We start from the raw sequence: 22512 nt of genomic DNA on the forward strand, positions 1-22512 counted from the left end.
GATCAGAGATTAAACCCGCATTGTGCTCTGTGCCGCATCAACAGATCAGCCAGCACCAATGACATCATCGCTTCGGCAACCGGTACGCCGCGAATACCAACACAAGGGTCATGCCGCCCTTTTGTCACAACATCGACATTCTGGTTGTCACGATCAATCGAACGCCGCGGCGTCAGGATTGACGATGTTGGCTTGATTGCGACCCGCACCACAATTTGCTGGCCGGTGGAAATGCCGCCAAGAACACCGCCAGCCTGATTGCTTAGGAAGCTTGGCGAAGCGAGATTGTCACTAGCCCGCATTTCATCACTAGCAACGCTGCCATCAATGGCTGAAAGCGCAAAGCCGCCGCCGATTTCAACACCTTTGGCTGCATTAATGCTCATCATCGCTGCGGCCAATTCGCCGTCCAGCTTGCCATAGATTGGCTGACCAAGGCCGACCGGAACACCATCTGCAACAATCTCAAGAATCGCACCTGCTGAAGATCCGGATTTGCGTACGCCGTCTAGATAGGCCTCCCATTTAGTGGCGGTCGCCGCATCGGCACAGAAAAACGGGTTATTCTGCCGCTCGTCCCAATCGATCTTGCTGCGGTCAATGGCGTGCGGGCCAATCTGGGTTACCATGCCGCGAACCTGGTAAACATCACCAAGGACGGCCTTTAGGAACTGATCGGCAATGGCACCAGCCGCAACTCTGACAGCGGTTTCACGCGCAGATGAACGGCCACCACCGCGATAATCGCGATTGCCATATTTCATTTGATAGGTGTAATCAGCGTGCCCGGGACGAAACTGGTTAGCGATCTCGCCATAATCTTTCGAGCGTTGATCCTTGTTGCGGATCAAAAGAGCGATCGGGGTGCCGGTAGTTTTGCCGTCAAAAACCCCTGATAGAATCTCGACCTGATCATCTTCTTGCCGCTGGGTAACAAACTTAGAGGTGCCGGGGCGCCGGCGGTCAAGATAGGGCTGGATCACCGCCTCGCTTAGCGGCAGGTTTGGCGGCACGCCATCAACAATACAGCCAATACCCACACCATGGCTTTCGCCAAAGCTGGTTACATTAAATAGCGTGCCGAAACTGTTATCTGACATCTTAGACAACTGAAATATCAGGGGCGTCGACAGCTTTCATGCCAACAACATGATAGCCGCAATCGACGTGATGGGTTTCGCCGGTGACGCCTGATGCGAGGTCGGACAAAAGATACATACCCGCCCCACCAACATCCGCAAGCGTGACATTGCGCTTAAGCGGTGAGTTATACTGGTTCCATTTCAAGATATAGCGGAAATCGCCAATGCCTGACGCAGCAAGCGTTTTCATCGGGCCGGCAGACAGGCCATTCACCCGAATATTACGCCCGCCAAGATCAACCGCCAGATAGCGGATCGACGCCTCCAACGCGGCCTTGGCAACGCCCATCACGTTGTAATGCGGCATCACGCGCTCGGCGCCGTAATAGGTAAGGGTCAGCATCGAGCCACCATCATTCATCATGGCAGCGGCGCGGCGTGCAACGGCGGTAAAGGAATAGACTGAAATATCCATCGTGCGCGCAAAATTATCGCGGCTTGTATCGACATAGCCGCCTTTCAATTCTTCCTTGTCCGAATAGGCAATTGCGTGCAGCACAAAATCCAGCGTACCCCATTTTTCCTTCAAGGTCGCAAAAGTCGCATCTATGCTGGCCTCATCGGTTACATCGCATGGCATGACAATATCGCTGCCAACTGACGCAGCAAGTGGTCCAACACGCTTTTCTAATGCCTCACCTTGAAAGGTGAAAGCAAGCTCAGCTCCCTGTTCGGCAAGCTTGGCCGCAATACCCCAAGCAATTGAACGGTCATTGGCAACGCCCATGATGAGGCCTTTTTTGCCCGCCATGACGCCAGATGATGATGCTGTGTTTGACATAAGTGACTGCCCTTTTCATCGAAAGATAGTGATACGAGTTATTGTTATGCGCCGATGGCCGGAGTTTACTCCAACACAGGCCAAACATACAAGTGATGCCGTGAAAATCACGGATCATCACTGATATGTTTGTACTTAAAAAGGGTTGCTGCTTGGATTAGCGGAGTGAATAGCTGGTACGGCGGACCACTTCGACGCGCGAACCAACAGTCAATGGGGTTTTGCTCTCCAGCTTGACGATCTTGCCATCAAGTTCGATATGGTTGCGGTAACCAGTAATTTCGCTGATATTTTCCTCAACCATCACTGTGGTTACGCTGCAAGATTCCTGCTGCTTATAACCGACCACCCGGTTATTTTTCTGGTTTTTGGCATGTTCACGGCCAAGCAATGCGCCAGCAACCGTGCCCGCGGCACCAGCCCCTTCATTATCGGACAATTTATTACCAACAGCCGAGCCGATCAGACCGCCTATAATCATTGAGCCAAGGTCTGACTTACCCTCGCTCTCGGCATAAATCGGCACATCGACAGTACGGCAACTGCGCTGATCAGTTGGTGTTTTGCGAATGTAGGTCGATGTTAGCGTGATGGTATCCACCACTGTGCCAACAACTGTTTCAATGCGTGTCTCTGCGGCCGCGCTGCTGATCGCAAGTGATCCGGCAATAATTGCGGCCGCGGGCGCAAAGCGACAGCAAACTGGCATTTTTTTTGTCATTTTGGTCATGTTACACCTCTTGAGTTTCGGGGTAAGGGTTCGCGGTAATGTTTTGGCCCATGTTATGGCCTATCTTTTGGTCCAAATGTTTGGTTCCAGTCGTGCTGGTTCCGGTCTTTTCGCTGACAGCTGTGGCGCCGATAACGGCATAGCCGGTATTCACCTGCGTCATGTCAGAACGATTTTAATTCTTGATACAATAGTATCATGCTGCATGATTATGGCAAATCTATGGTTGGTTTCGGCATTGGAATGAAAGAAAGATCAAAATTCGGTCTGGCTTGCGTTGCTTCCTGCCAAGCAAGCCCCTACATCTAGGTGAAGCGCGGTGCGAGGTGGTGCGAGGTGGTGCGGTGTAATTATTACGCGCCTAACTTGTTTGGTGCTGCATCTTGTGGCCTGATACTGCATCTTGCTGATAGGTTAATTTTAGATCGTTTAAGTGGAGACAGCCCCTATGGAAATTATCGTCGGAACCGACCCTTTCGCCCTGTTCCAAGACTGGTATGACGAAGCTGTCAAAACCGAGATCAATGATCCGGACGCGATCGCGCTAGCCTCGGTTGATGCTGGCGGCATGCCGTCGGTGCGGATGGTTCTGTTGCGGCGTTGGTCGCCTGACGGGTTTCTGTTTTTCACCAATTATGAAAGCCGCAAGGCGGATGAATTGCTTGCCACCGGCAAGGCGGCCTTTTGCCTCCATTGGAAAAGCCAGCGGCGTCAGATAAGGGTTGTCGGCGATGTTGGCAAGGCGACCGCCGCGCAATCGGATGAATATTTCAATAGTCGTGGACGCGGCAGCCAGATTGGCGCTTGGGCGTCGGCGCAGTCCCGCCCGCTGGCAAGCCGCAGCGCGCTTGCGGCCGAGGTCAATCGCTATGAAGCACAATTTACCGCCGCGGTTGACCGCCCACCACATTGGGGCGGCTTTTGCCTAAAACCGCAGGAAATTGAATTCTGGCATGATGGCGAACACCGGCTGCATGACCGTTTCCGGTTTCTTCTGCAAAGCGATGGCAGCTGGGATATCAAGCGCTTAAACCCGTAACCGGCTGATTACGCAGTTTCGCATAGTGCTAAAAAACGCATGGTCGGGCGGGTTTTTGTCTGATTGCGGCACGCCGCGCCTGTTTTTGTCAAAATACGGTCGTTTGCTAGACGCTTTTCGCCAATTTTTCCTCGTAGACTCCGCAAATGAGCGGGGTAGCCGTTTTTGGCACGCCGCAGATTTAGCTTAACTCTTTGCAGGAGACCTAGCATGAAGTCGCATGCGCGTGTTGTTGTTATTGGTGGTGGCGTTGTTGGTGTCAGTACGCTGTATCATCTGGCGAAAAAAGGCTGGAGTGACGTCGTTCTGGTTGAACGCAAGGAATTAACATCAGGCTCAACATGGCACGCTGCTGGCCTGTTGCCGTTGTTTAATATGTCATACTCGGTTGGCCAAATTCACAAATATTCGGTCAAGTTTTATCAGGAATTGCAGGAAGAAACCGGCATGAATGTCGGGTTCCGCAATGTTTCCAACATCCGTCTGGCCAGCAATCAGGACCGGATGGATGAATATCGCCAATATGCCGGTGTTGCCAGCACCATCGGAGTCAAGGTTGATTTTCTGACCCCAGAACAGGTTCTTGATTATTGGCCAATGGCAAATATGGAAGGCCTTGTCGGGGCCATTCGCCATCCTGAAGATGGTTACATTCAGCCAGCCGACCTGACCCAAGCGCTGGCGCGGGGCGCGCGAGACCGTGGCGCGGAAATTTACCGGAATACGGCGGTAACAGCGATTTCACGAACCGATGATGGCTTGTGGAAAATCACCACTGATAAGGGCGATATCACCTGCGAGCATGTGGTCAGCGCAACCGGTAATTTTGCGCGAAAAACCGGTGCGATGGTGGGGTTGAATATTCCGGTTATTCCGGTCGAACATCAATATATTGTTACCGAAGCGCATCCCGATATTCAGGCACGTCATCGTGATGGCAAGCATGAGATGGGCGTCCTTCGCGACTCTGAGGGACAATGGTATATGCGTGAAGAGGCTGGTGGCCTGATCCTTGGCCCCTATGAAAAAGGCGCGCCAGTTTGCTATATGGATGGGCCAAGTGACGATTCGGAATATGAGTTATTCCAAGAAGATCTTGAGCGCCTTGAGCCGCATATCGAGTCGGCAATGCACCGTGTCCCAGCGTTTGGCGAGTCTGGGGTGAAAAAGGTTTATAATGGCGCGATTGCCTATACGCCTGATGGCAACCCGATTGTCGGGCCGGCGTGGGATCTGCCAAATTTCTGGCTGAATGAGGGCCATAGTTTCGGCATTACAGCAGCTGGTGGTGCCGGTTGGCAGCTTGCCGAATGGATTGTTGAGGGCGAGCCAACGATTGATATGTTGGGGGTCGACCCCCGCCGTTATGGCAGCTATGCCACCCAGTCCTATTTAAAAGTAAAGAACGAAGAAGCCTATGCGAATGTCTTTGTCACGCATTTCCCGGATGAAGAACGAACCGAAGGCCGGCCGCTTCGCACCGCCCCTTGTTATGACCGGCTAAAGGCGCTGGGCGCCGTCTTTGGACAGAAATTTGGCTGGGAGCGGGCTAACTGGTTCGCGCCCGAAGGGGTGCCGCAGGAAGATCACTGGTCGTTCCGCCGGTCAAACTATTTCGAGCATATCGGCAATGAAGTTCGCAATGTGACTGAAAATGCCGGTTTGCTTGATATGTCGGCATTTGCCAAAGCGCGCATTTCTGGCCCCGGTGCCGAGGCGTTTCTGGATTATCTTGTTGCCAATAAACTGCCCAAGAAAGTCGGACGGGTGGCGCTGTGCCATGCGTTGACCGAACGCGGCGGTGTGCATTCTGAATTTACCATCCAGCGCGAAAGTGCGACGAGCTTTTATCTGGTTTCTGCCGGGGCGGGTCAGCGGCTTGACCATGACTGGATTAAAAAACATATGCCGGATGATGGTTCGGTTCGGTTTGACAATCTAACCAATGCGATTGGTGTTCTGGTTTTGGCAGGCCCGAAAGCGCGAGATATTCTGGCGAAAATCACCCGTGCCGATTTATCGAATGCGGCGTTTCCATGGCTGTCTGGCCAGATGATTGATGTCAATCTGGCACCAGCAATGGCAATCCGGGTGAATTTTGTTGGCGAGCTGGGCTGGGAGCTGCATCATCCGATTGAGTATCAGAACCATATCTTTGATGCATTAATGGCAGCGGGCGCCGAGTTTGGGTTGAAGCCATTTGGTATTCGCGCGATGGATGCAATGCGGCTGGAAAAATCCTACCGCCTCGTCGGCACAGAATTATCTATCGAATATGCGGCGCTGGAAAGCGGGCTGCACCGCTTTGTTCATCTTAATAAGGGTGACTTTAAAGGTCAGCGGCAATTGACCGAATGGCAGGAACGCGGTTTTGCCAATTCGATGGTCACGCTTGAGGTGCATGATACAACCGACGCTGATGCAATTGGCGGTAATCCGATCATGACCGAGGATGGAACTGTCGTTGGCCGTGCGACAAGCGGCGGTTATGGTTTCCGGCTTGGAAAATCACTTGCCCTTGCAATGGTGCGGCCGGATTTGGCCGTTCCGGGAACCAAATTGATGATTGATATCCTTGATCAGCGTTTGCCGGTTACCGTGCTTGAGGACTCACCCTTCGATCCAGATAATTCGCGGCTGCGGGCCTAGCGTTTTAAAACGACACCTAATGAGGATGTGTTAAATGACTGAGACAAATTCACCAGATCGCAAAAGCCGCCGTGGTGGCGGCCGCGATGCACGCCGGAGCGCGCGGTCATCGGGTAACCAGCAAGCCGCAACCCCCTTTATTACCCGCAAGATTGCGCCGTTTGATATCCTCAGCGACGAAGGCGCCGAGATCATTGAAAACAATGCCGAAACGATCCTTGAGGAAATTGGTATCGATTTTCGCGATGATCCCGAAGCCTTGACCATTTTGCGTGATGTTGGCTGTGATGTTCAGGGCGAGTGCGTACATTTCCCGCGTGGCCTTGCGCGCCAACTTTGCGCAACCGCACCCTCTACCTACACTCAACATGCCCGCAACCCGGAACGTTCGGTTGAGATTGGCGGGATGAACACGGTTTTTGCCCCTGTTTACGGCCCCCCATTCGTGCGCGACCTGAATAATGAGCGCCGCTATGCAACGATGGAAGATTTTCAAAATCTGGTAAAGTTGGCCTATATGCATCCGGGTTTGCATCATTCTGGCGGTACGATCTGCGAGCCGGTTGATCTGCCCGTGACCAAACGCCATCTAGAGATGGTCTATGCGCATCAACGCTACTCCGACAAGCCCTATATGGGGTCAGTCACCGCGCCAAGCCGCGCCCAAGACTCGATTGATATGTCAAAAATCCTGTTTGGTGATGATTTTGTTGCCAATAACACGGTGCTGACAAGCCTGATCAATGCCAATTCTCCGATGACGTGGGATGACACCATGCTTGGGGCGTTAAAGGTCTATGCGCGGCATAATCAGGCGACGGTGATCTCGCCGTTTATTCTGGCTGGTGCGATGTCGCCAGTTTCGGTTGCCGGTACGCTGGCACAAACGCTTGCCGAGGCAATGAGCGGAATTGCGTTTGCGCAGGCCGTTAATCCGGGAACGCCGGTGATCTTTGGAAGTTTTGCAAGCTCGATGTCGATGCAAACAGGTGCGCCCACATTCGGCACGCCGGAACCGGCAAAAGTGCTTTATGGATGCGCCAAGCTAGCGCGTCGTCTAGGGGTGCCGTTCCGTTCAGGTGGATCTTTGACTGGATCCAAGACCGCCGATGCCCAAGCGGCTTATGAATCCACCCATACGCTGATCCCGACACTGATGGGCGGTACCAATTTTGTGCTGCATTCAGCGGGCTGGATGGAAGGCGGGCTGGTTGCCGATTACGCCAAGCTGCTGCTTGATGCTGACCAATTGACGATGATGCCAAAGCTGGTCAATGGTATTGATCTCAGCGAAAATGGACAGGCGATGGACGCACTTCGGGAAACTGGCCCGGGTCAGCATTTCTTGGGGTCAGCCCATACGCAGGCAAATTTTGAAGACGCTTTCTGGCGCTCGCAAATGGCTGATAACACTACGTTTGAGCAATGGTCATCTGAGGGCAGTGTTGAAAGCAGTGCGCGTGCGCGCAAACGCGCTGGTGAAATGTTGGCGGCTTATGAAGCGCCGCCAATTGATCCGGCAATTGACGAGGCGCTGCGCGCCTTTATTGACCGGCGCATGGCAGAATTACCTGATACTGATTACTAGGCTGTAACCGGTTTTAGGTGACGAAAAAGCTGGTAATAAAGGCTTTTAGCAAGGGTCAGGTTAGTAAGGGTCAGGTTAGCAAGGGTCAGGTTAGCAAGGGTCAGGCGGCAAAGTGATAGCCATATTCCAACGCTGCATCAGCCAGCCAGCGTTGGATATAGGGCGCAAAGCTGGTGCGGCATATCACGATAAATTCATCATCTGACAGTGCCATCAAAGTAACGCCAGCAAGCGCCAGCAAACTTTGCGCACAGCGGCCAGCTGGGAACTGTGACGGGTGCAAATCTAGCCCGCAGCCCTTGGCCAGAACGGCGCGGGTTTTTGGCCCACTGAGCGCCAGCACACATAGGCTGTCGCTGACGTCCGTTATGGCATAATGCTGTGATGATTTGATCGTGCTGGTCAGAGTATCCTCTAATTGCTTTTCCTTGCCCGCCTCGCACAGTAGCAAATATTCATCTGGGCCAAGCCACAGCACGTGCCGTTCGCCAGCCGATTGAAACTGGTTGGCCTTTGGCGGGAAGGGGCAGCCGGTCGCTGTTTTGATTGCAGCGGCGAGGTTTTTGCTGCCCCTTAGGTTCAGCTTGCCAAGATGGGTGATTTCCCGAAACACAAGCCCGGCGTCACCACCATTTGGGTTGGCGCTGCTGCTGCTGGCAATGCCTGCCAGCGCTGGTTGGCCAGAAAAATCAGGTCTGTTGTTGGATGAGTTAGCCATCGATACGCTCCCCCTTTGGATCAAAAAATACTGGATCAACGATTTTGGCCTCAAGCACCGTGCCATCAAGCATGGGGAAGAATACAGTCTCGCCTTTTCGCGCATGGCCGCCCTTTAGCATGGCCATCGCAATCGAGCGTCCACAATTTGGTGAAAAATAGGACGAAGTGACCTGCCCTAACATTTCCATCGGCATCGGCTGATCAGGATCAAGAACCGCATGAGCGCCTTCAGGAATAACAGTTGATGGCTCGCTGCATAGCAGCCCGACAAGCTGTTTGCGATTGTCATATGCCATGGTTTCACGCGCCAATGCCCGCTTGCCGATAAAGTCAGATTTGGTTTTTGAGACAATCCAATTCATGCCAAGGTCATGCGGCGTTACCGATCCATCGGTTTCCTGCCCAACGATGATAAAGCCTTTTTCTGCCCGCAAAACATGCATGGCCTCGGTACCATATGGGGTAATGCCATGCGGTTTGCCGGCCTTCATCAGATGCGTCCATAACGCCAAGCCATGGCGTGCCGCTACATTGATTTCATAAGACAGCTCGCCGGTAAAAGAAATGCGGAATATACGCGCCGGAAGCCCGCCAATATGCCCTTCCTTCATCGACATGAACGGAAATTCTGCCGGTGAAAGGTCAAAGTCGATACCGGCATCTTGCAGAATTTTACCTGCATTTGGCCCGGATAAAGTCGCAACTGCCCATTGTTCGGTGACTGATGTCAGATAAACCTCTAAATCGGGCCATTCGGTTTGCAGCCATTCTTCCATCCAGTCCAAAACCCCGGCCGCACCGCCAGTGGTTGTTGTCATATGGAAATGGTTTTCACCAAGCCGGGTTGTTACCCCGTCATCCATGACCATGCCATCGTCTTTTAGCATCAGTCCATAGCGGCATTTGCCGACGCCTAGCTTGCTCCACGCATTGGTATAAAGGCGGTTAAGAAACTCTGCGGCATCGCGTCCGCGAATATCAATTTTGCCAAGCGTCGAGGCATCAAGAAGACCGGCAGTGGTGCGCGCTGCCGTGACCTCGCGGTTAACCGCGTCATGGATGGTTTCATCACCTTGCGGGTAATACCAAGCGCGCATCCACTGACCAACATGTTCAAATTTTGCGCCATTTGCACGGTGCCACGCATCCATGCGGGTCAGGCGAACCGGATCAAAAAGATCACCGATATCGCGGCCAGCAATCGCCCCAATATTTGACGGTGTATACGGCATCCGGAATGTGGTTGTTCCAACCTCGGGAATTTCATTGCCAAGCGCATCAGCAAGAATAGCCAATGCGTTGATGTTGGACGTTTTGCCCTGATCGGTTCCCATGCCAGTTGTGGTGTAGCGTTTAAGATGCTCAACCGACTGATACCCTTCGCGCGCGGCAAGCGATACATCGCTGGCGGTCACATCATTCTGGAAATCAACAAAGGCTTTTGGCCCGCGTCCCGCCCCATGCCCGTTTGGAATTTTCCACGCGGCAAGCGGCTTCCAGTTTTGTTTGGCACTGACAACATCAGGTGCTGTAAGGGCGGTGGTTTTATGACCAGCCGCCGCGGCCGCCTTGGTGCCGGCGCGGATTGCCTCTTTCAGGGCGGTGGCAAGATCAAAGCTGGCGTTACAAGCGCCGATGTTAAAGCTGGGCTCATGCGTGGCTGACGGGCGGAAACATAATTTGGCGTCATCCCACTGTAATTTACCACGTGCTTGTGAATGAAGGTGAACCGCAGGTGACAGGCCGCCTGACATGGCAATCAGATCGCAATCGCGATGCAGAATATCGCCAGAAATTGCCGTAACACTGTCGTTAACCGGTGCAATTTCAACCCGCGCAACCCGCCGATTACCGTAGGCGGCAATGATCGCATGGCCTTGCAGAATTTCAATACCAGCGTTCCGCGCGGCAGTGATCAGCGGGCCTTTTGCGTCGTTGCGAAGATCGGTAATCACCACATCAGCGCCAGCATGGCAAAGATCAAGGGCGGTCCGATAAGCATCATCATTATTACAGACCACGATGGCGCGCCGTCCCGGGCAAACACCATAGCGATTGATATAGGTCCGCACGGCACCAGCCAGCATAACGCCCGGAAGATCATTGCCGGCAAATACCAATGGCCGTTCATGCGCGCCTTGCGCAATGATCACCTGCTTCGCCCGCACTTTCCACAGCCGTTGACGCGGCAAATGCGCCGGACGGCTTGGCAGGTGGTCGGTAACCCGTTCATTCAAGGTCAGGTAATTATGGTCCATATAGCCGAAAACCGTGGTGCGGGGCAGCAAGGTCACATTCGGCATTGCGGCCAAATCAGCCAGCATAGTGCTGATCCAGTCTAGCGCGGGAACATCCCCAATTGAAGTATTGGCCTCACCAAGCAGCCAGCCGCCAAATTCGTTTTGCTCATCAGCCAGAATAACCCGGGCGCCGCCCTTGGCGGCCTGCTTTGCAGCCATTAATCCAGCCGCCCCGCCGCCTGCAACCAGAACATCGCAATGCGCGTGGGTTTTTTCATAGCGATCAGGATCGTTATGATCATCTGCCGCTTTGCCAAGACCGGCGGCATGGCGAATGACATGCTCATAGCTCATCCACATAGAGGCAGGCCACATAAAGGTTTTGTAATAGAAACCAGCGGGGAAAAACCGGCCAAGCACCGAATTAATCGCGCCAATATCGAACTTCAATGATGGCATGCGGTTCTGGCTTTCCGCATACAAACCATCAAAAATCTCAATTTGTGTGGCGCGTAAATTCGGCTCTGCATAGGCTCTTTTGCCAAGCCTGATCAGCGCGTTCGGCTCTTCAGAACCGGCTGATAAAATACCGCGGGGGCGATGATATTTAAATGAACGGCCAACAAGGTGAACATCATTAGCAAGCAATGCCGATGCCAGCGTATCACCGGCAAACCCGGTGTAGCTGCGGCCATCAAAGGTGAATTGCACGGGCTTGTTACGATCAATTCTGGCGGTGGCATTTGGACGCGTCATTGGCGTGGCGCTGGATGAGTTTGAACGAAATGCCATTATTTCGACCCTCCAGCTTTGTTGCGTGATGGAAGCGCGGCTTTTTCTGCAGCCGTATCACGGCGCCAGCTCGATTTATACGCCGCCTTTGGGGCAGTCTGTTTTGGCAAGCTGCCCATCGGATAGATTTCGATGATTTCGTGACTAACCGTATCGCGCGCCACATTAAACCAGCGCCGGCATCCGGCACTGTGCCGCCAGCGTTCCAGAAACAGCCCTTTTGGATTATCCCGCATAAACAGATAATCGGCGAAATCCGCGTCAGAAATTTTGTTTTCGGCGAGGGGGCGGGCGATATGCGCCTCGCCGCCACAGGCAAATTCAGCTTCGTCGCGAGGCCCACAAAACGGGCAGGTGATAACTAGCATAATATTTTCCTCAAACCCGGTCTAATGTGCAACGCCAGCGGCGCCATGTTCATCGATCAGCAAGCCTGTACGGAACCGATCTAATGTGTAAGGCGCGGCAATTTTATTTGGCCGGTCATTGGCAATCAGATCGGCAAATACATGACCCGATCCGGGGGTTGCCTTAAACCCGCCAGTGCCCCAGCCACAATCAAAATACAGCCCCTCAACATCGGTTTTGGAAATGATCGGCGAAGCATCAGGGCAGGTATCAACAATGCCGCCCCAATGGCGTAGCATCCGTAGGCGTGACAGTACCGGAAATAGCTCAACCGCTGCTGCCAGCATATGTTCTGGAACCGGGAAAGAGCCACGCTGGGCGTATGAGTTATATTTATCAACGCCTGCACCTAGCACCATCTCGCCCTTGTCAGACTGGCTGATATACATATGCACCGCGTTTGACATAATCACCGTATCGAGGATTGGCTTGATCGGTTCGGACACCAACGCCTGTAACGGGCGGCTGGCAATGGGCAAACGGATGCCGGCCATCGCTGCGACAACGCTGGAATGACCAGCAACAACACAGCCAACCTTTTTGGTTTTGATAAAGCCGCGACTAGTCTCAACGCCGACGATCTTGCGGCCTTGACGGCGCAGTGCGGTGACTTCGCATTTCTGGATGATATCAACGCCCAGATCATCAGCGGCGCGCGCATAACCCCATGCAACGGCATCATGGCGCGCGGTACCGCCGCGGCGCTGAAGGAAGCCGCCCATAACCGGATAGCGGATCGACTGGTCGATGTTAATTGTTGGCACGAATTTTTTAATCTCGACAGGGCCAAGGATTTCTGAGTCAATGCCGTTTAACCGGATCGCATGAACGCGCCGTGACATTTCCCGTAACTCATGCTCGCTGTGCGCAATGGTTAATACCCCGCGCTGACTGAACATGACATTAAAATTCAGATCCTGCGACATGCCTTCCCACAGCTTCATCGAATGCTCGTAAATCGCCGCAGATTCGTCCCAAAGATAGTTCGAGCGAATAATGGTGGTGTTACGGCCAGTGTTACCGCCGCCAATCCAGCCTTTTTCAATCACTGCAATATTGGTCATGCCATGCACCGCAGCAAGATAGTATGCCGTCGCAAGCCCATGGCCGCCGCCGCCAATAATCACCGCATCATATTCAGCCTTAGGTTCGGGGTCGCGCCAGGCACGCTGCCAGTCCTGATGATAATTCATCGCCTTTTTGGCAAGCGCAAAAGCTGAATAGCGCGGGGTGCCGCCCGGCAATCCGCGTTGACCACGATCTGGCTGATTTTGTGCCATGTAACCCACCCTTTGATCTTTGTAAAAGCCGCCACGATGACAGCGTAAACATTGTCGCTAATTTTTGCACTGCCATGCTGCGCATTTCGCAATAAATCCCTAGCCCAGCAACGACATCAGGTATAGCCCAATCGACATGATTGCCTCCGGTTTTAGGCTGCAAGCGTGGTGCTTGTCAATTCGCCGATCATAAGCCGATAAATTGGCTTTAGATCGCGGCCTTAATCATGCCTTTTCAACGCCCGCTGCTTGACCTCAGGGGCTTAGTTGCGGCACTGTTAAATCAAGGGTGCCGGCCGCAACCAATACCGGATCCAGAGCCATTTTCAACATCAAGTCAGGACAGTCATTATGGCGGTTATTAATTCGATTGCAGACCGTGAGCAGGATATGAAGGCGTGGCGACATTTACTCCATCAACATCCTGAAACCAGTTATGAAGAAGTGTGGACATCTAACTTCATTGCTGAAAAGCTGCAGTCATTTGGCATTGAAATCCATCGCGGAATGGGCAAAACCGGCGTCGTTGGGGTGTTGCGTGGCAATGGTGATAGCACGGCTGCCATTGGTCTTCGTGCAGATATGGACGCGCTGCCAATGCAGGAAATGAACGAATTTACCCATGCGTCGAAAACCCCGGGCCGAATGCATGCTTGCGGCCATGATGGGCACAGCACAATGCTTCTTGGTGCGGCGCAATATCTTGCGGAAACACGAAATTTTGATGGCACTGTCTATTTCATCTTTCAGCCAGCCGAAGAAGGTGGCAAGGGCGGCGAGGCGATGATTAAAGACGGGCTGTTTGACCAGTTCGACATGCAAACCGTTTGGGGAATGCATAATTGGCCGGGGATGGATGTTGGTAAAATTGGCGTGCATAGCGGTGCTTGTATGGCGGCGGCGGATATGTTCGAAATCCACATCACCGGATCTGGCGGTCATGCGGCGATCCCTGATCTGGCAATTGACCCGATCCCATGTGGGGCGGCAATTGTGCAATCGCTGCAATCAATCGTCTCACGGCGCGTCGCGGCGTTGGAGCCTGCTGTTGTTTCAGTGACAATTTTTGAGTCTGGCAGTGCGCTGAATGTGATTCCCGGTACCGCGAGGCTTGGCGGTACAGCGCGGTCATTTTCGCCGCATATCCGTAAATTACTAGAAGACTCAATCCGCGAGGTTGCGACATCAACAGCCATGGCCTATGGGTGCGCAATTGAGATTGACTGGCAACCGGGCTATCCACCAACGGTCAATCATGCTGACGAATCATCCCGCGCCGCGGCGGTTGCGGCGCATATTCTGGGAACAGAAAATATTATCACTGATCTGCCGCCATCAATGGGAGCAGAAGATTTTGCCTATATGCTGGCCGAAAAGCCGGGATCCTATATCTGGCTTGGTGCTGGACCAGCTAAAAATGGTGCAATGCTGCATAATGACCGGTATGATTTTAATGATGATGTGCTTGCTACGGGTGCTAGCTATTGGGCGCGGCTGGTCGAGAGCGAGCTGCCCAAATAATCATCGGTTTTATGATTAATTCCGGTTGCATAACGCCCAATAAGTGATTTTGAATTTGCTAGCGGCCGGGGCTGCCATATCACTTTGCGGCGTCTCTTTGCCTCTTTTCAGCGATAGAAAATCTTGACTTATATGCCATTCTAAACTAGAACAAAACATGAACAAAATATGCATATATGAGGCGAGAGGTAGGCGATATGCAGCGGGTGAATCAGCCTATATCAACAGCAGAAACATCTGGGTTAATGCTGTCTAATCATCAGATTAGAAACGAAAAAAATAAATATGATTTGGCGCGCTTGCGCCAAGAAATGGCGTTGGTTGACGGGCATAAGAAAGGTGCACGTTTACCGCTTGGCATCGATTCGCTGGATCAGGCGTTAGCCGGTGGATTAGCGCTTGGCCGGGTGCATCTTTTGTCAGGGGCGATGCAGGCGCATGGGGCGGTTAGCGGCTTTACCATAGCGCTTCTTGCTGTGCTGCAGCATCATGCCCGCCAACAGGCTGAAACAACCAGCCCAGCTGGTGCAGGCGATAATGGCCTGATTGTCTGGTGTCCGGCTAGCCAGCGTGGCGGCAATGGTATGCTGTATGGGCATGGGTTGGCGGCGGCTGGACTGGATCCGGCGTGCCTGCTGATTGTTGATACGCCAAGCCCATCACGGCGGCTGGCGGCGCTTGATGATATTCTGCGCACCGAAGGCGTGGCCGCGGTTGTAATGGAATATGACGGGGTACAGAAATCTGCTGATTACTGGATGCGACTGGCTAGGCGGGCACAGCTTGCAGCCGAGGAAAATGGCGCAACAGCCTTTTTGCTTGGTGCCCCGATTGGCGGGTCTGGGTTTGAAACAGCATGGCAGATCAAACCGGCGGCTGATCTTGATATATGGTCAAATCCTAACGGCTTGCAGCATAATATCTGGGATTTAAGCCTGCAACGTGCGCGGGGTGGCCGGCCCTATATATGCCGGGCGGGCTGGCAGGCGGGTGGTGATCATTTATATGCTGTTGATCATGTCGATATATCAACCAATGCGCCAGTACAGGCCGAATTGGCAATCCATCAATGGCCGGCAAAGGCTGCCGGATCAAGGCAAATTTCGGCAAAGCTGGCGCAGGCATGGCCAGTCGCGACAGATCAAACGCCGCCACAAACGCCACTGCAAACGCCACCGCAAGCGATTGCCCAATAGGCGTGTGATTATGCCAGCGGCCTATCGTCATATTCTCTATATTCGGTTTCCCTATCTGGTGGCATCGCGGTTGCAGCGGGCAAGCCGGCTGGATGTACCACTTTTGCTGATCCGGAAAATCAATGGGGCTGATATTGTGGTGGCAGGCTGTGCCAAGGCGGCGATGCTTGGTCTTAACGCTGGTATGCGGCTTGCCGATGCTCGTGCGTTATGTCCACAAGTCAGAACCGAGATATGTGATCCGGCGGCTGATCATGCCGATCTGCAGCATCTTGCATTATGGGCGCGCCGCTATAGCCCCCTTACCGCTGTTGATCATCAATTTCATGGAATATGGCTTGATGTTGCGGGGGGTGAGCATCTTTTTGGCGGGATGCGGGGGTTGCTCGCCGATTGTGCCAAACGCCTTCATAAAAGCCGTCTTCGTGTGGTCATGGCAGCGGCGCCAACTTGTGGTGCGGCATGGGCGTTGGCGCATTATGGGCGTCCATCGCAGCGCCTGATGACAGCCGTAAAAACGGCGCCGGAAATAACACGATCTAGCTTTAGCCGCGCCCGCTTGCGCCGCCATTTGGCACCATTACCAATCGCCGCATTACGGCTGAATGCCGCGATAACGGATCATATGCAACGGGCAGGTTTAAGGGTTATTGGCGATATTATCGGCCTTGCCCGCGCGCCATTAGCGGCGCGTTTTGGGCCTGATTTACTGCTTCGGCTTGATCAGGCGCTTGGTGATCAGGATGAAAGCTTTACCCCGATCAGCCCGCCCAAGCCGCTTTATATATGCCGTCGATTTGCCGAGCCAATCGGCGCCCCTGATGATGTCAAGGCGATGATCCGTCAGCTGGCAAGGGATGTTGCGGCCTTGCTTGAACAAACCGGAATGGCGACACGTCGTTTGCGGCTTGGCTGGCAACTGGTTGATGGAATGGTGTTTGCCCATGATGTTCACCTCTCGCGGCCAAGCCGTGATGTGCATCTGTTTCACCGGTTGCTGGCGAATGCGAGCGATAAGATCAATCCGGAATTTGGTCTTGAAATGGGGTGGATGGAATCGCTTGATTGCAGCCCGCTTGCCCCGCTTGATACGGCCTTGCCGCGGCTGACGATAGAGCGTCAGAATGATGCCATTTATGCCACACATAACGAGGCTTATGCCAGCCTTGTTGACCGGCTGGTGGCGCGTCTTGGCTATGGCGCGGTGGTGCGTCTTGCACCGCAAAGCTGTTGGCAGCCTGAGGCAGCGCAATCATTTGATTTGCCTGATCCGCACCGAATTTTGTCTGATTGCGGCCAGAAAGCTGGCTGGCTTGGTAATCCGGCATCAAGAACCGCACCGCCGCGACCTATACGCCTGCTTGCCTATCCGCAGCCGGTTGATGTTGTGGCGCTTTTACCCGACCATCCTCCAGCTCAATTCATCTGGCAGCGGCGTGTCCATAAGGTTATTCATGCAACCGGGCCGGAACGGATTGCCCCTGCATGGTGGCAGGCACCTGCTGGTACCCGTACGCGTGATTATTTCCGGTTGCGGGACGATCAGGGGGCTGGGTTTTGGCTATATCGTGAGGGCTTGCCAGAACGCCATGAAACACCAGCCTGGTTTCTGCATGGATTTTTTGCCTGATGATGCCAATACGATCACCAATACGATCATCAGCACAGCCCGAACGGCATGCGGTGCTTGGCTGTTATAGCAATTTTACCTTTTTAAAAGGCGCCTCGCATCCTGATGAAATGGTGGCAAAGGCGGCCACGCTTGGATGGGCGGCGATTGGCATTGCTGATGTGAATTCATTAGCCGGTATTGTGCGTGCGCATGTTGCGGCGCGAGATCATCAGATCAGGCTGATTGTCGGGGCTAGATTGCGGCCTGTCGATGGGCCAGATATTCTGGTGCATCCTTTAGACCGTGCTGGGTATGAAGGATTGTCTATGCTGCTAAGTGAGGCCAATATGCGCGGCAGTAAGGCAGCACCAATTCTATATCTTGCTGATATTGCCCGTCTGCCGGCAAGTACCGCATTGCTGGTCATGCCGCCGCGCCATCCCGATGCGCAGTATCAGGCGCATTTGCAAACCATTCAGCAAATTGCCAAGGGGCATTTATTTGCCGGTTTATGTCTTTATCGTGATGGCGCTGATGAGGCGCGGTGTCAGATGTTAATGGCAGCAGCAGCGGCGTTAAAGCTGCGTGTGGCAGCGGCGGCAGATGCGCTTTATCACAGCCCCGATCGCCGTCCGCTTGCTGACGTGCTGACCTGTATCCGCGAGAAAAAACAGCTTGATAATGCGGGCTATCTTTTATCGCGCAATGCTGAACGTCATTTGATTGATTGTGATGAGGCGGTACGGCGTTGGCGGCAGGTGCCAGAGGCGCTTGATGGGGCAAGGGCGCTGGCTGATTTGTGTCATTTTTCAATGGATGATCTGTCTTATGAATATCCAGACGAGCTACAGCCCGGTGGGCGAACCGCCATGCAGGAACTTGCTTTTCAGACTTGGCGTGGTGCAGAAAAACGTTATCCCGATGCAATCCCTGATCAGGTGAGTGCCTATTTAAAACATGAATTGATATTGATCGAACGATTGAATATCGCGCCTTATTTTCTAACTGTATTCGATATTGTGCGCTTTGCGCGGGGGCGCAGTATTTTATGTCAGGGGCGTGGTTCGGCGGCTAATTCAGCAGTTTGTTACTGTCTTGGTATCACCGCGGTTGATCCGGCGCGATCGCGGCCTTTATTTGAGAGGTTTGTCAGTGAGGCACGTGGCGAGCCACCGGATATTGATGTTGATTTTGAACATGAACGCCGCGAAGAGGTCATTCAATATATCTATGCGAAATATGGCCGTAACCGTGCCGGACTTGCCGCTAGCGTTATCACCTATCGGCGGCGTAGCGCCTTTCGTGAAGTTGCCAAGGTGTTTGGTCTTAGCCGTGATGTGCAAGCGGCTTTGGCCGGCGAAGTATGGGGGCGTGAAAAAACCGGTCTTGATGATAATGCGTTGGTGGCGGCGGGGCTGGATGCACAGGATCGCCGCCTGCGCTTGGTGCTGCAATTAGTCGCTGATATTAGCCGGTTTCCACGACATTTATCGCAGCATGTTGGCGGTTTTGTCATCACCCGGGGGCGGCTTGACCATTTATGCCCGATCAGCCCAGCTGCAATGGCGGGGCGTACGGTCATTGAGTGGGATAAGGATGACCTCGACGCGTTGGGATTGCTAAAGGTGGATGTGCTGGCGCTTGGCATGCTTAGCTGTATTCGACGTTGCTTTGATCTGTTGCGGGTTCATTATAATCGGACAGTGACGCTGGCCTCAGTGCCGCCTGAAGATGCTGTAACCTATGATATGCTATGCCGGGGCCAATCGGTTGGTGTCTTTCAGGTGGAATCGCGGGCACAAATGGCGATGTTGCCGCGGTTACAACCACGATGTTTTCATGACCTTGTGGTGCAGGTGGCGATTGTCCGTCCGGGGCCAATTCAGGGCGATATGGTGCATCCCTATTTGCGGCGGCGCGCCGGTCTGGAAAAGGTTGACTATCCGTCACCAGCCCTGCGCGAGGTGCTAGAGCGCACGCTTGGGGTACCGCTTTTTCAGGAACAGGCAATGCAAATTGCCATTGTTGGCGCAGGATTTTCGGGAAGCGAGGCCGATCAATTGCGCCGCGCCATGGCGAAGTTTAAAAAACAGGGTGATATCGGTCATTTCCGTGAAAAGATGGTCACTGGCATGATCGAGCGTGGCTATGATGAAGATTTCGCTCTGCGCTGTTTTCGCCAGATCGAGGGCTTTGGCACGTATGGATTTCCAGAATCCCATGCGGCGAGTTTTGCTCTTTTGGTGTATGTTTCGGCATGGTTGAAATGCCATTATCCCGATATTTTCATCTGTGCATTACTAAACGCCCAGCCAATGGGATTTTATGCGCCGTCACAACTAATTGCCGAGGCGCGGCGAAGCGGTATTGCAATTCGGCCGGTCGATGTGAATTTTTCCGGCTGGGATCACCGTCTTGAAACCGACCCCGATAATAAAACAGGGCATCATGCCTTGCGACTTGGGCTGCGGCTGGTCAAAGGGCTGCCTCGCGGTGAAGGTGAACGGATTGCGGCTAGTCAGGTGATCGGCAATCATGCCGTTAAAGGGCGGCAAGGTCTGACCTTTTCCAGCCTAGATGATGTGATGCGAAAAGCCGATGTGTCAGCTAAATCATTACAAGCGATTGCAGATGCTGATGGGTTTTCCAGTCTGGATATGGACCGGCGACAGGCATTGTGGGCGGCGCGTGGGCTGGCGCGGCACCGGCTGCATGATATGCCATTATTTGCTCATGCCGGCCGCCAGCACGAACGGCTTGCCGGCGACGAGCCGGTGATCACCTTGCCAAAGACCCCGCTTGGTGAGGCGGTGGCTGAAGATTACCGCAGCCTCGGCCTGTCATTAAAGGCGCATCCGCTTGACCTGTTGGCAAAACCGCTTGGTGTGGCGGGGTGGCAGCTTTGCAGCCATGTGCAACAAGCGCCCGATGGCAAACGGCTTCGCATCGCCGGTCTTGTAACTATGCGTCAACGACCCGGTACGGCCAGTGGCACCGTATTCATAACGCTTGAGGACGGGCAGGGCACAGCCAATGTGATCATCTGGCCCAAATTAACCGAAACTTACCGCGAGGCGTTGTTGCGTGCGCAGATTTTGGGACTGGTTGGCCGCGTACAACGCCAGCAAGCGGTAGTGCATTTTATTGCCGAGTCACTGTTTAATCTGAATGGGTTTTTGCGTCATATTGATGCCAGCACTGGCACGAAGGGGGCGGTGCGGATGAAAAGCCGCGATTTTCATTGATTCTTAATCCTGTAACTGCAATTAACCGCGGCTGGATGAATGAACCGCCAATGATGCGGGCCGCCAGCTATGCAAAGGTGCAACGCTAGCCGCGCGATGTGGCGTTGATTGCAATCACAATGCAAGGCCGACCCGCAGCAAATAGCGCGGCGCATGCTGCACGTGCCTGATCTTCTTCTAAATCATTAAACCGAACTCGCCATAATGGAATGGCACCACGGGTTACGAGGTGCAGATTGGCCGGCGTCATACCAAGCACATCATCCGCCGTTCGCCGCGCCACAATGGCGGCACGATGAGCCGTAACGCGCTGGGTAAAATTGCCGATCTGGACGCTCCAGGTGGTTTTGCTGATGGTATCGGGATTAGTGGCGCTGGCGACATTAAGATCGATAAATTCAGGGTTATCACTAGCGTCTGGCGCTGGTTGGGGATTGCGTCTGGCTTTGCTGATCGGCAGGGATTCGGGCAGTTTAAGGCCGCGATCGGGCGGTGCCACCGGCAGTGTTGGCGGCGGCGCAAGGGCGGCGCGCCGGACCCGAATGGTCTTTGCTCGTTTGAATTGATTATCCAGAATTTGCATCATGTGGCGGTCACGGCTTTTCGAGGTTTTGCCACCGAATACGACGCCAATTAGCCGAACACCATTGCGCTCGACCGTGGCAACAAGGTTGAACCCTGATGCGTTGATGTAACCGGTCTTGATGCCGTCTGTGCCCCGATAGTTTGCCAGTAATCTATTGTGATTGCGATATTTCCGACCCTTCCAATTAAAGCTCTGGGTGCTAAAATATTTATAGAATTGTGGAAAATCACGCCGCATTGCCGCTGCCAGAACGGCCATGTCGCGTGCCGTTGATTTCTGCCGACTGTTTGGCAGGCCGGACGCGTTCATAAATGTGGTGCGGTTCATCCCGAGGGACCGCGCCTTCCGGGTCATGCGCTTGGCAAATTTACGCTCGGTGCCGGACAGTTTTTCGGCAACCGCTGTGGCAACATCATTGGCTGATTTTGTGACCAGCGCATAGATGGCTTGCTCGACGCTGATCGACTGGCCCGGTTTTAAATATAGTTTCGATGGTGATCGGCCAGCGGCTTTTCTCGATATGGGAATGCGGCTCTTCAAGGTTATACGCTCGGCTTCGATATCCTCAAACATCAGATAAAGTGTCATGATTTTGGTCAGCGACGCCGGATAACGCAGATTGTCGGCGTTTCGCGAAAACAGAACTTTGCCACTAGACTCTTCGATAACGATTGACGCGTATTTACTGGCTTTGGCAGGGGATGCAGTCAGGCCAAAATTTGCCAGCATTAATGCGGTTATGGCGATTATCAGCGACGGATTTATGGCTCTGGGTAGCCGCAGATATGACAACAGCACGCGATAGCAACGCATCAACAGTAAAGCCGCGCCCTGAAGCCAGTCTATGGCCGCGAGGGGGGTTTGCGTGATTGGCGGCGGTTTGGCCAGGCTCAATCGTGCCATTAACGCCTGCCCCATAACAAATAAAACATAATACCCCTAACGTTGCTGGGCGAATCATAACGCAATTAGGATTCTATTCA

15 protein-coding genes are annotated in these 22512 nt (G+C 53.5%); 7 read left to right on the forward strand and 8 right to left on the reverse strand.

Going from position 1 to position 22512, the window contains the following annotated elements; all coding sequences use genetic code 11:
* Positions 1-2: 2 nt before the first annotated feature.
* The 3 genes from aroC to AB8881_10245 all read right to left on the reverse strand — a co-directional run bounded on the left by aroC (position 3) and on the right by AB8881_10245 (position 2653).
* Positions 3-1100: a chorismate synthase gene (gene aroC, locus AB8881_10235; GenBank protein XDZ62915.1), complete on the reverse strand. Its 1098-nt coding sequence runs from the start codon at positions 1098-1100 to the stop codon at positions 3-5.
* A gap of 1 nt (position 1101) precedes the next feature.
* Positions 1102-1923 (reverse strand): enoyl-ACP reductase FabI, encoded by an 822-nt coding sequence (fabI, locus tag AB8881_10240; GenBank protein ID XDZ62916.1) that lies wholly within the window; start codon positions 1921-1923, stop codon positions 1102-1104.
* A gap of 157 nt (positions 1924-2080) precedes the next feature.
* Positions 2081-2653 carry a hypothetical protein gene (locus tag AB8881_10245; protein XDZ62917.1) on the reverse strand — a complete coding sequence of 191 codons (573 nt, stop codon included), beginning with the start codon at positions 2651-2653 and terminating at the stop codon, positions 2081-2083.
* A 448-nt stretch (positions 2654-3101) separates the two neighbouring features.
* On the opposite strand from AB8881_10245, the gene pdxH reads away from it, so the two are divergent.
* The 3 genes from pdxH (at position 3102) to AB8881_10260 (ending at position 7929) form a co-directional block, all read left to right on the forward strand.
* Complete coding sequence (gene pdxH / locus AB8881_10250) at positions 3102-3692, forward strand: pyridoxamine 5'-phosphate oxidase (protein XDZ62918.1); 591 nt, start codon at positions 3102-3104, stop codon at positions 3690-3692.
* Positions 3693-3902: 210 nt separating this feature from the next.
* Positions 3903-6341: an FAD-dependent oxidoreductase gene (locus AB8881_10255; GenBank protein ID XDZ62919.1), complete on the forward strand. Its 2439-nt coding sequence runs from the start codon at positions 3903-3905 to the stop codon at positions 6339-6341.
* Between the two features lie 34 nt (positions 6342-6375).
* Entirely contained in the window at positions 6376-7929 is a 1554-nt protein-coding gene (locus AB8881_10260; GenBank protein ID XDZ62920.1) for a trimethylamine methyltransferase family protein, read from the forward strand.
* Between the two features lie 100 nt (positions 7930-8029).
* Here AB8881_10260 and AB8881_10265 read toward each other — a convergent pair whose 3' ends face one another.
* Genes AB8881_10265 through AB8881_10280 form a run of 4 tightly spaced genes read right to left on the reverse strand, consistent with a single transcriptional unit; the run spans position 8030 to position 13369 of the window.
* Positions 8030-8647 (reverse strand): sarcosine oxidase subunit gamma, encoded by a 618-nt coding sequence (locus tag AB8881_10265; GenBank protein ID XDZ62921.1) that lies wholly within the window; start codon positions 8645-8647, stop codon positions 8030-8032.
* Entirely contained in the window at positions 8640-11681 is a 3042-nt protein-coding gene (locus AB8881_10270; GenBank protein ID XDZ62922.1) for a sarcosine oxidase subunit alpha family protein, read from the reverse strand. Before AB8881_10270 ends, AB8881_10265 begins: the two co-directional genes overlap by 8 nt.
* The gene (locus AB8881_10275) at positions 11681-12049 is read right to left on the reverse strand and encodes a sarcosine oxidase subunit delta (protein XDZ62923.1); all 369 of its coding nucleotides are present in this window, start codon (positions 12047-12049) and stop codon (positions 11681-11683) included. Before AB8881_10275 ends, AB8881_10270 begins: the two co-directional genes overlap by 1 nt.
* 21 nt (positions 12050-12070) lie before the next feature.
* Positions 12071-13369: a sarcosine oxidase subunit beta family protein gene (locus AB8881_10280; protein XDZ62924.1), complete on the reverse strand. Its 1299-nt coding sequence runs from the start codon at positions 13367-13369 to the stop codon at positions 12071-12073.
* 351 nt (positions 13370-13720) lie between these two features.
* Here AB8881_10280 and AB8881_10285 point away from each other — a divergent pair, with 351 nt between their 5' ends.
* From AB8881_10285 to AB8881_10300, 4 genes are all read left to right on the forward strand, one after another.
* Positions 13721-14890, forward strand: coding sequence for a M20 aminoacylase family protein (locus AB8881_10285; protein ID XDZ62925.1), 1170 nt, complete (start codon positions 13721-13723; stop codon positions 14888-14890).
* 197 nt (positions 14891-15087) lie between these two features.
* Positions 15088-16086, forward strand: a complete 999-nt coding sequence (locus AB8881_10290) for an ImuA family protein (GenBank protein XDZ62926.1) — start codon at positions 15088-15090, stop codon at positions 16084-16086.
* Positions 16087-16096: 10 nt separating this feature from the next.
* A complete protein-coding gene (locus tag AB8881_10295) occupies positions 16097-17716 on the forward strand; it encodes a DNA polymerase Y family protein (GenBank protein ID XDZ62927.1) in 1620 nt (539 codons plus the stop codon).
* Positions 17716-20943, forward strand: coding sequence for an error-prone DNA polymerase (locus AB8881_10300; GenBank protein XDZ62928.1), 3228 nt, complete (start codon positions 17716-17718; stop codon positions 20941-20943). Before AB8881_10295 ends, AB8881_10300 begins: the two co-directional genes overlap by 1 nt.
* Positions 20944-21028: 85 nt before the next feature.
* Here AB8881_10300 and AB8881_10305 read toward each other — a convergent pair whose 3' ends face one another.
* On the reverse strand, positions 21029-22432 hold the full coding sequence (locus tag AB8881_10305; protein ID XDZ62929.1) for a D-alanyl-D-alanine carboxypeptidase family protein: 1404 nt from the start codon (positions 22430-22432) through the stop codon (positions 21029-21031).
* Positions 22433-22512 lie beyond the last annotated feature (80 nt).

This window comes from Alphaproteobacteria bacterium LSUCC0396, from assembly GCA_041228345.1.
Lineage (GTDB): Bacteria > Pseudomonadota > Alphaproteobacteria > Puniceispirillales > Puniceispirillaceae > UBA3439.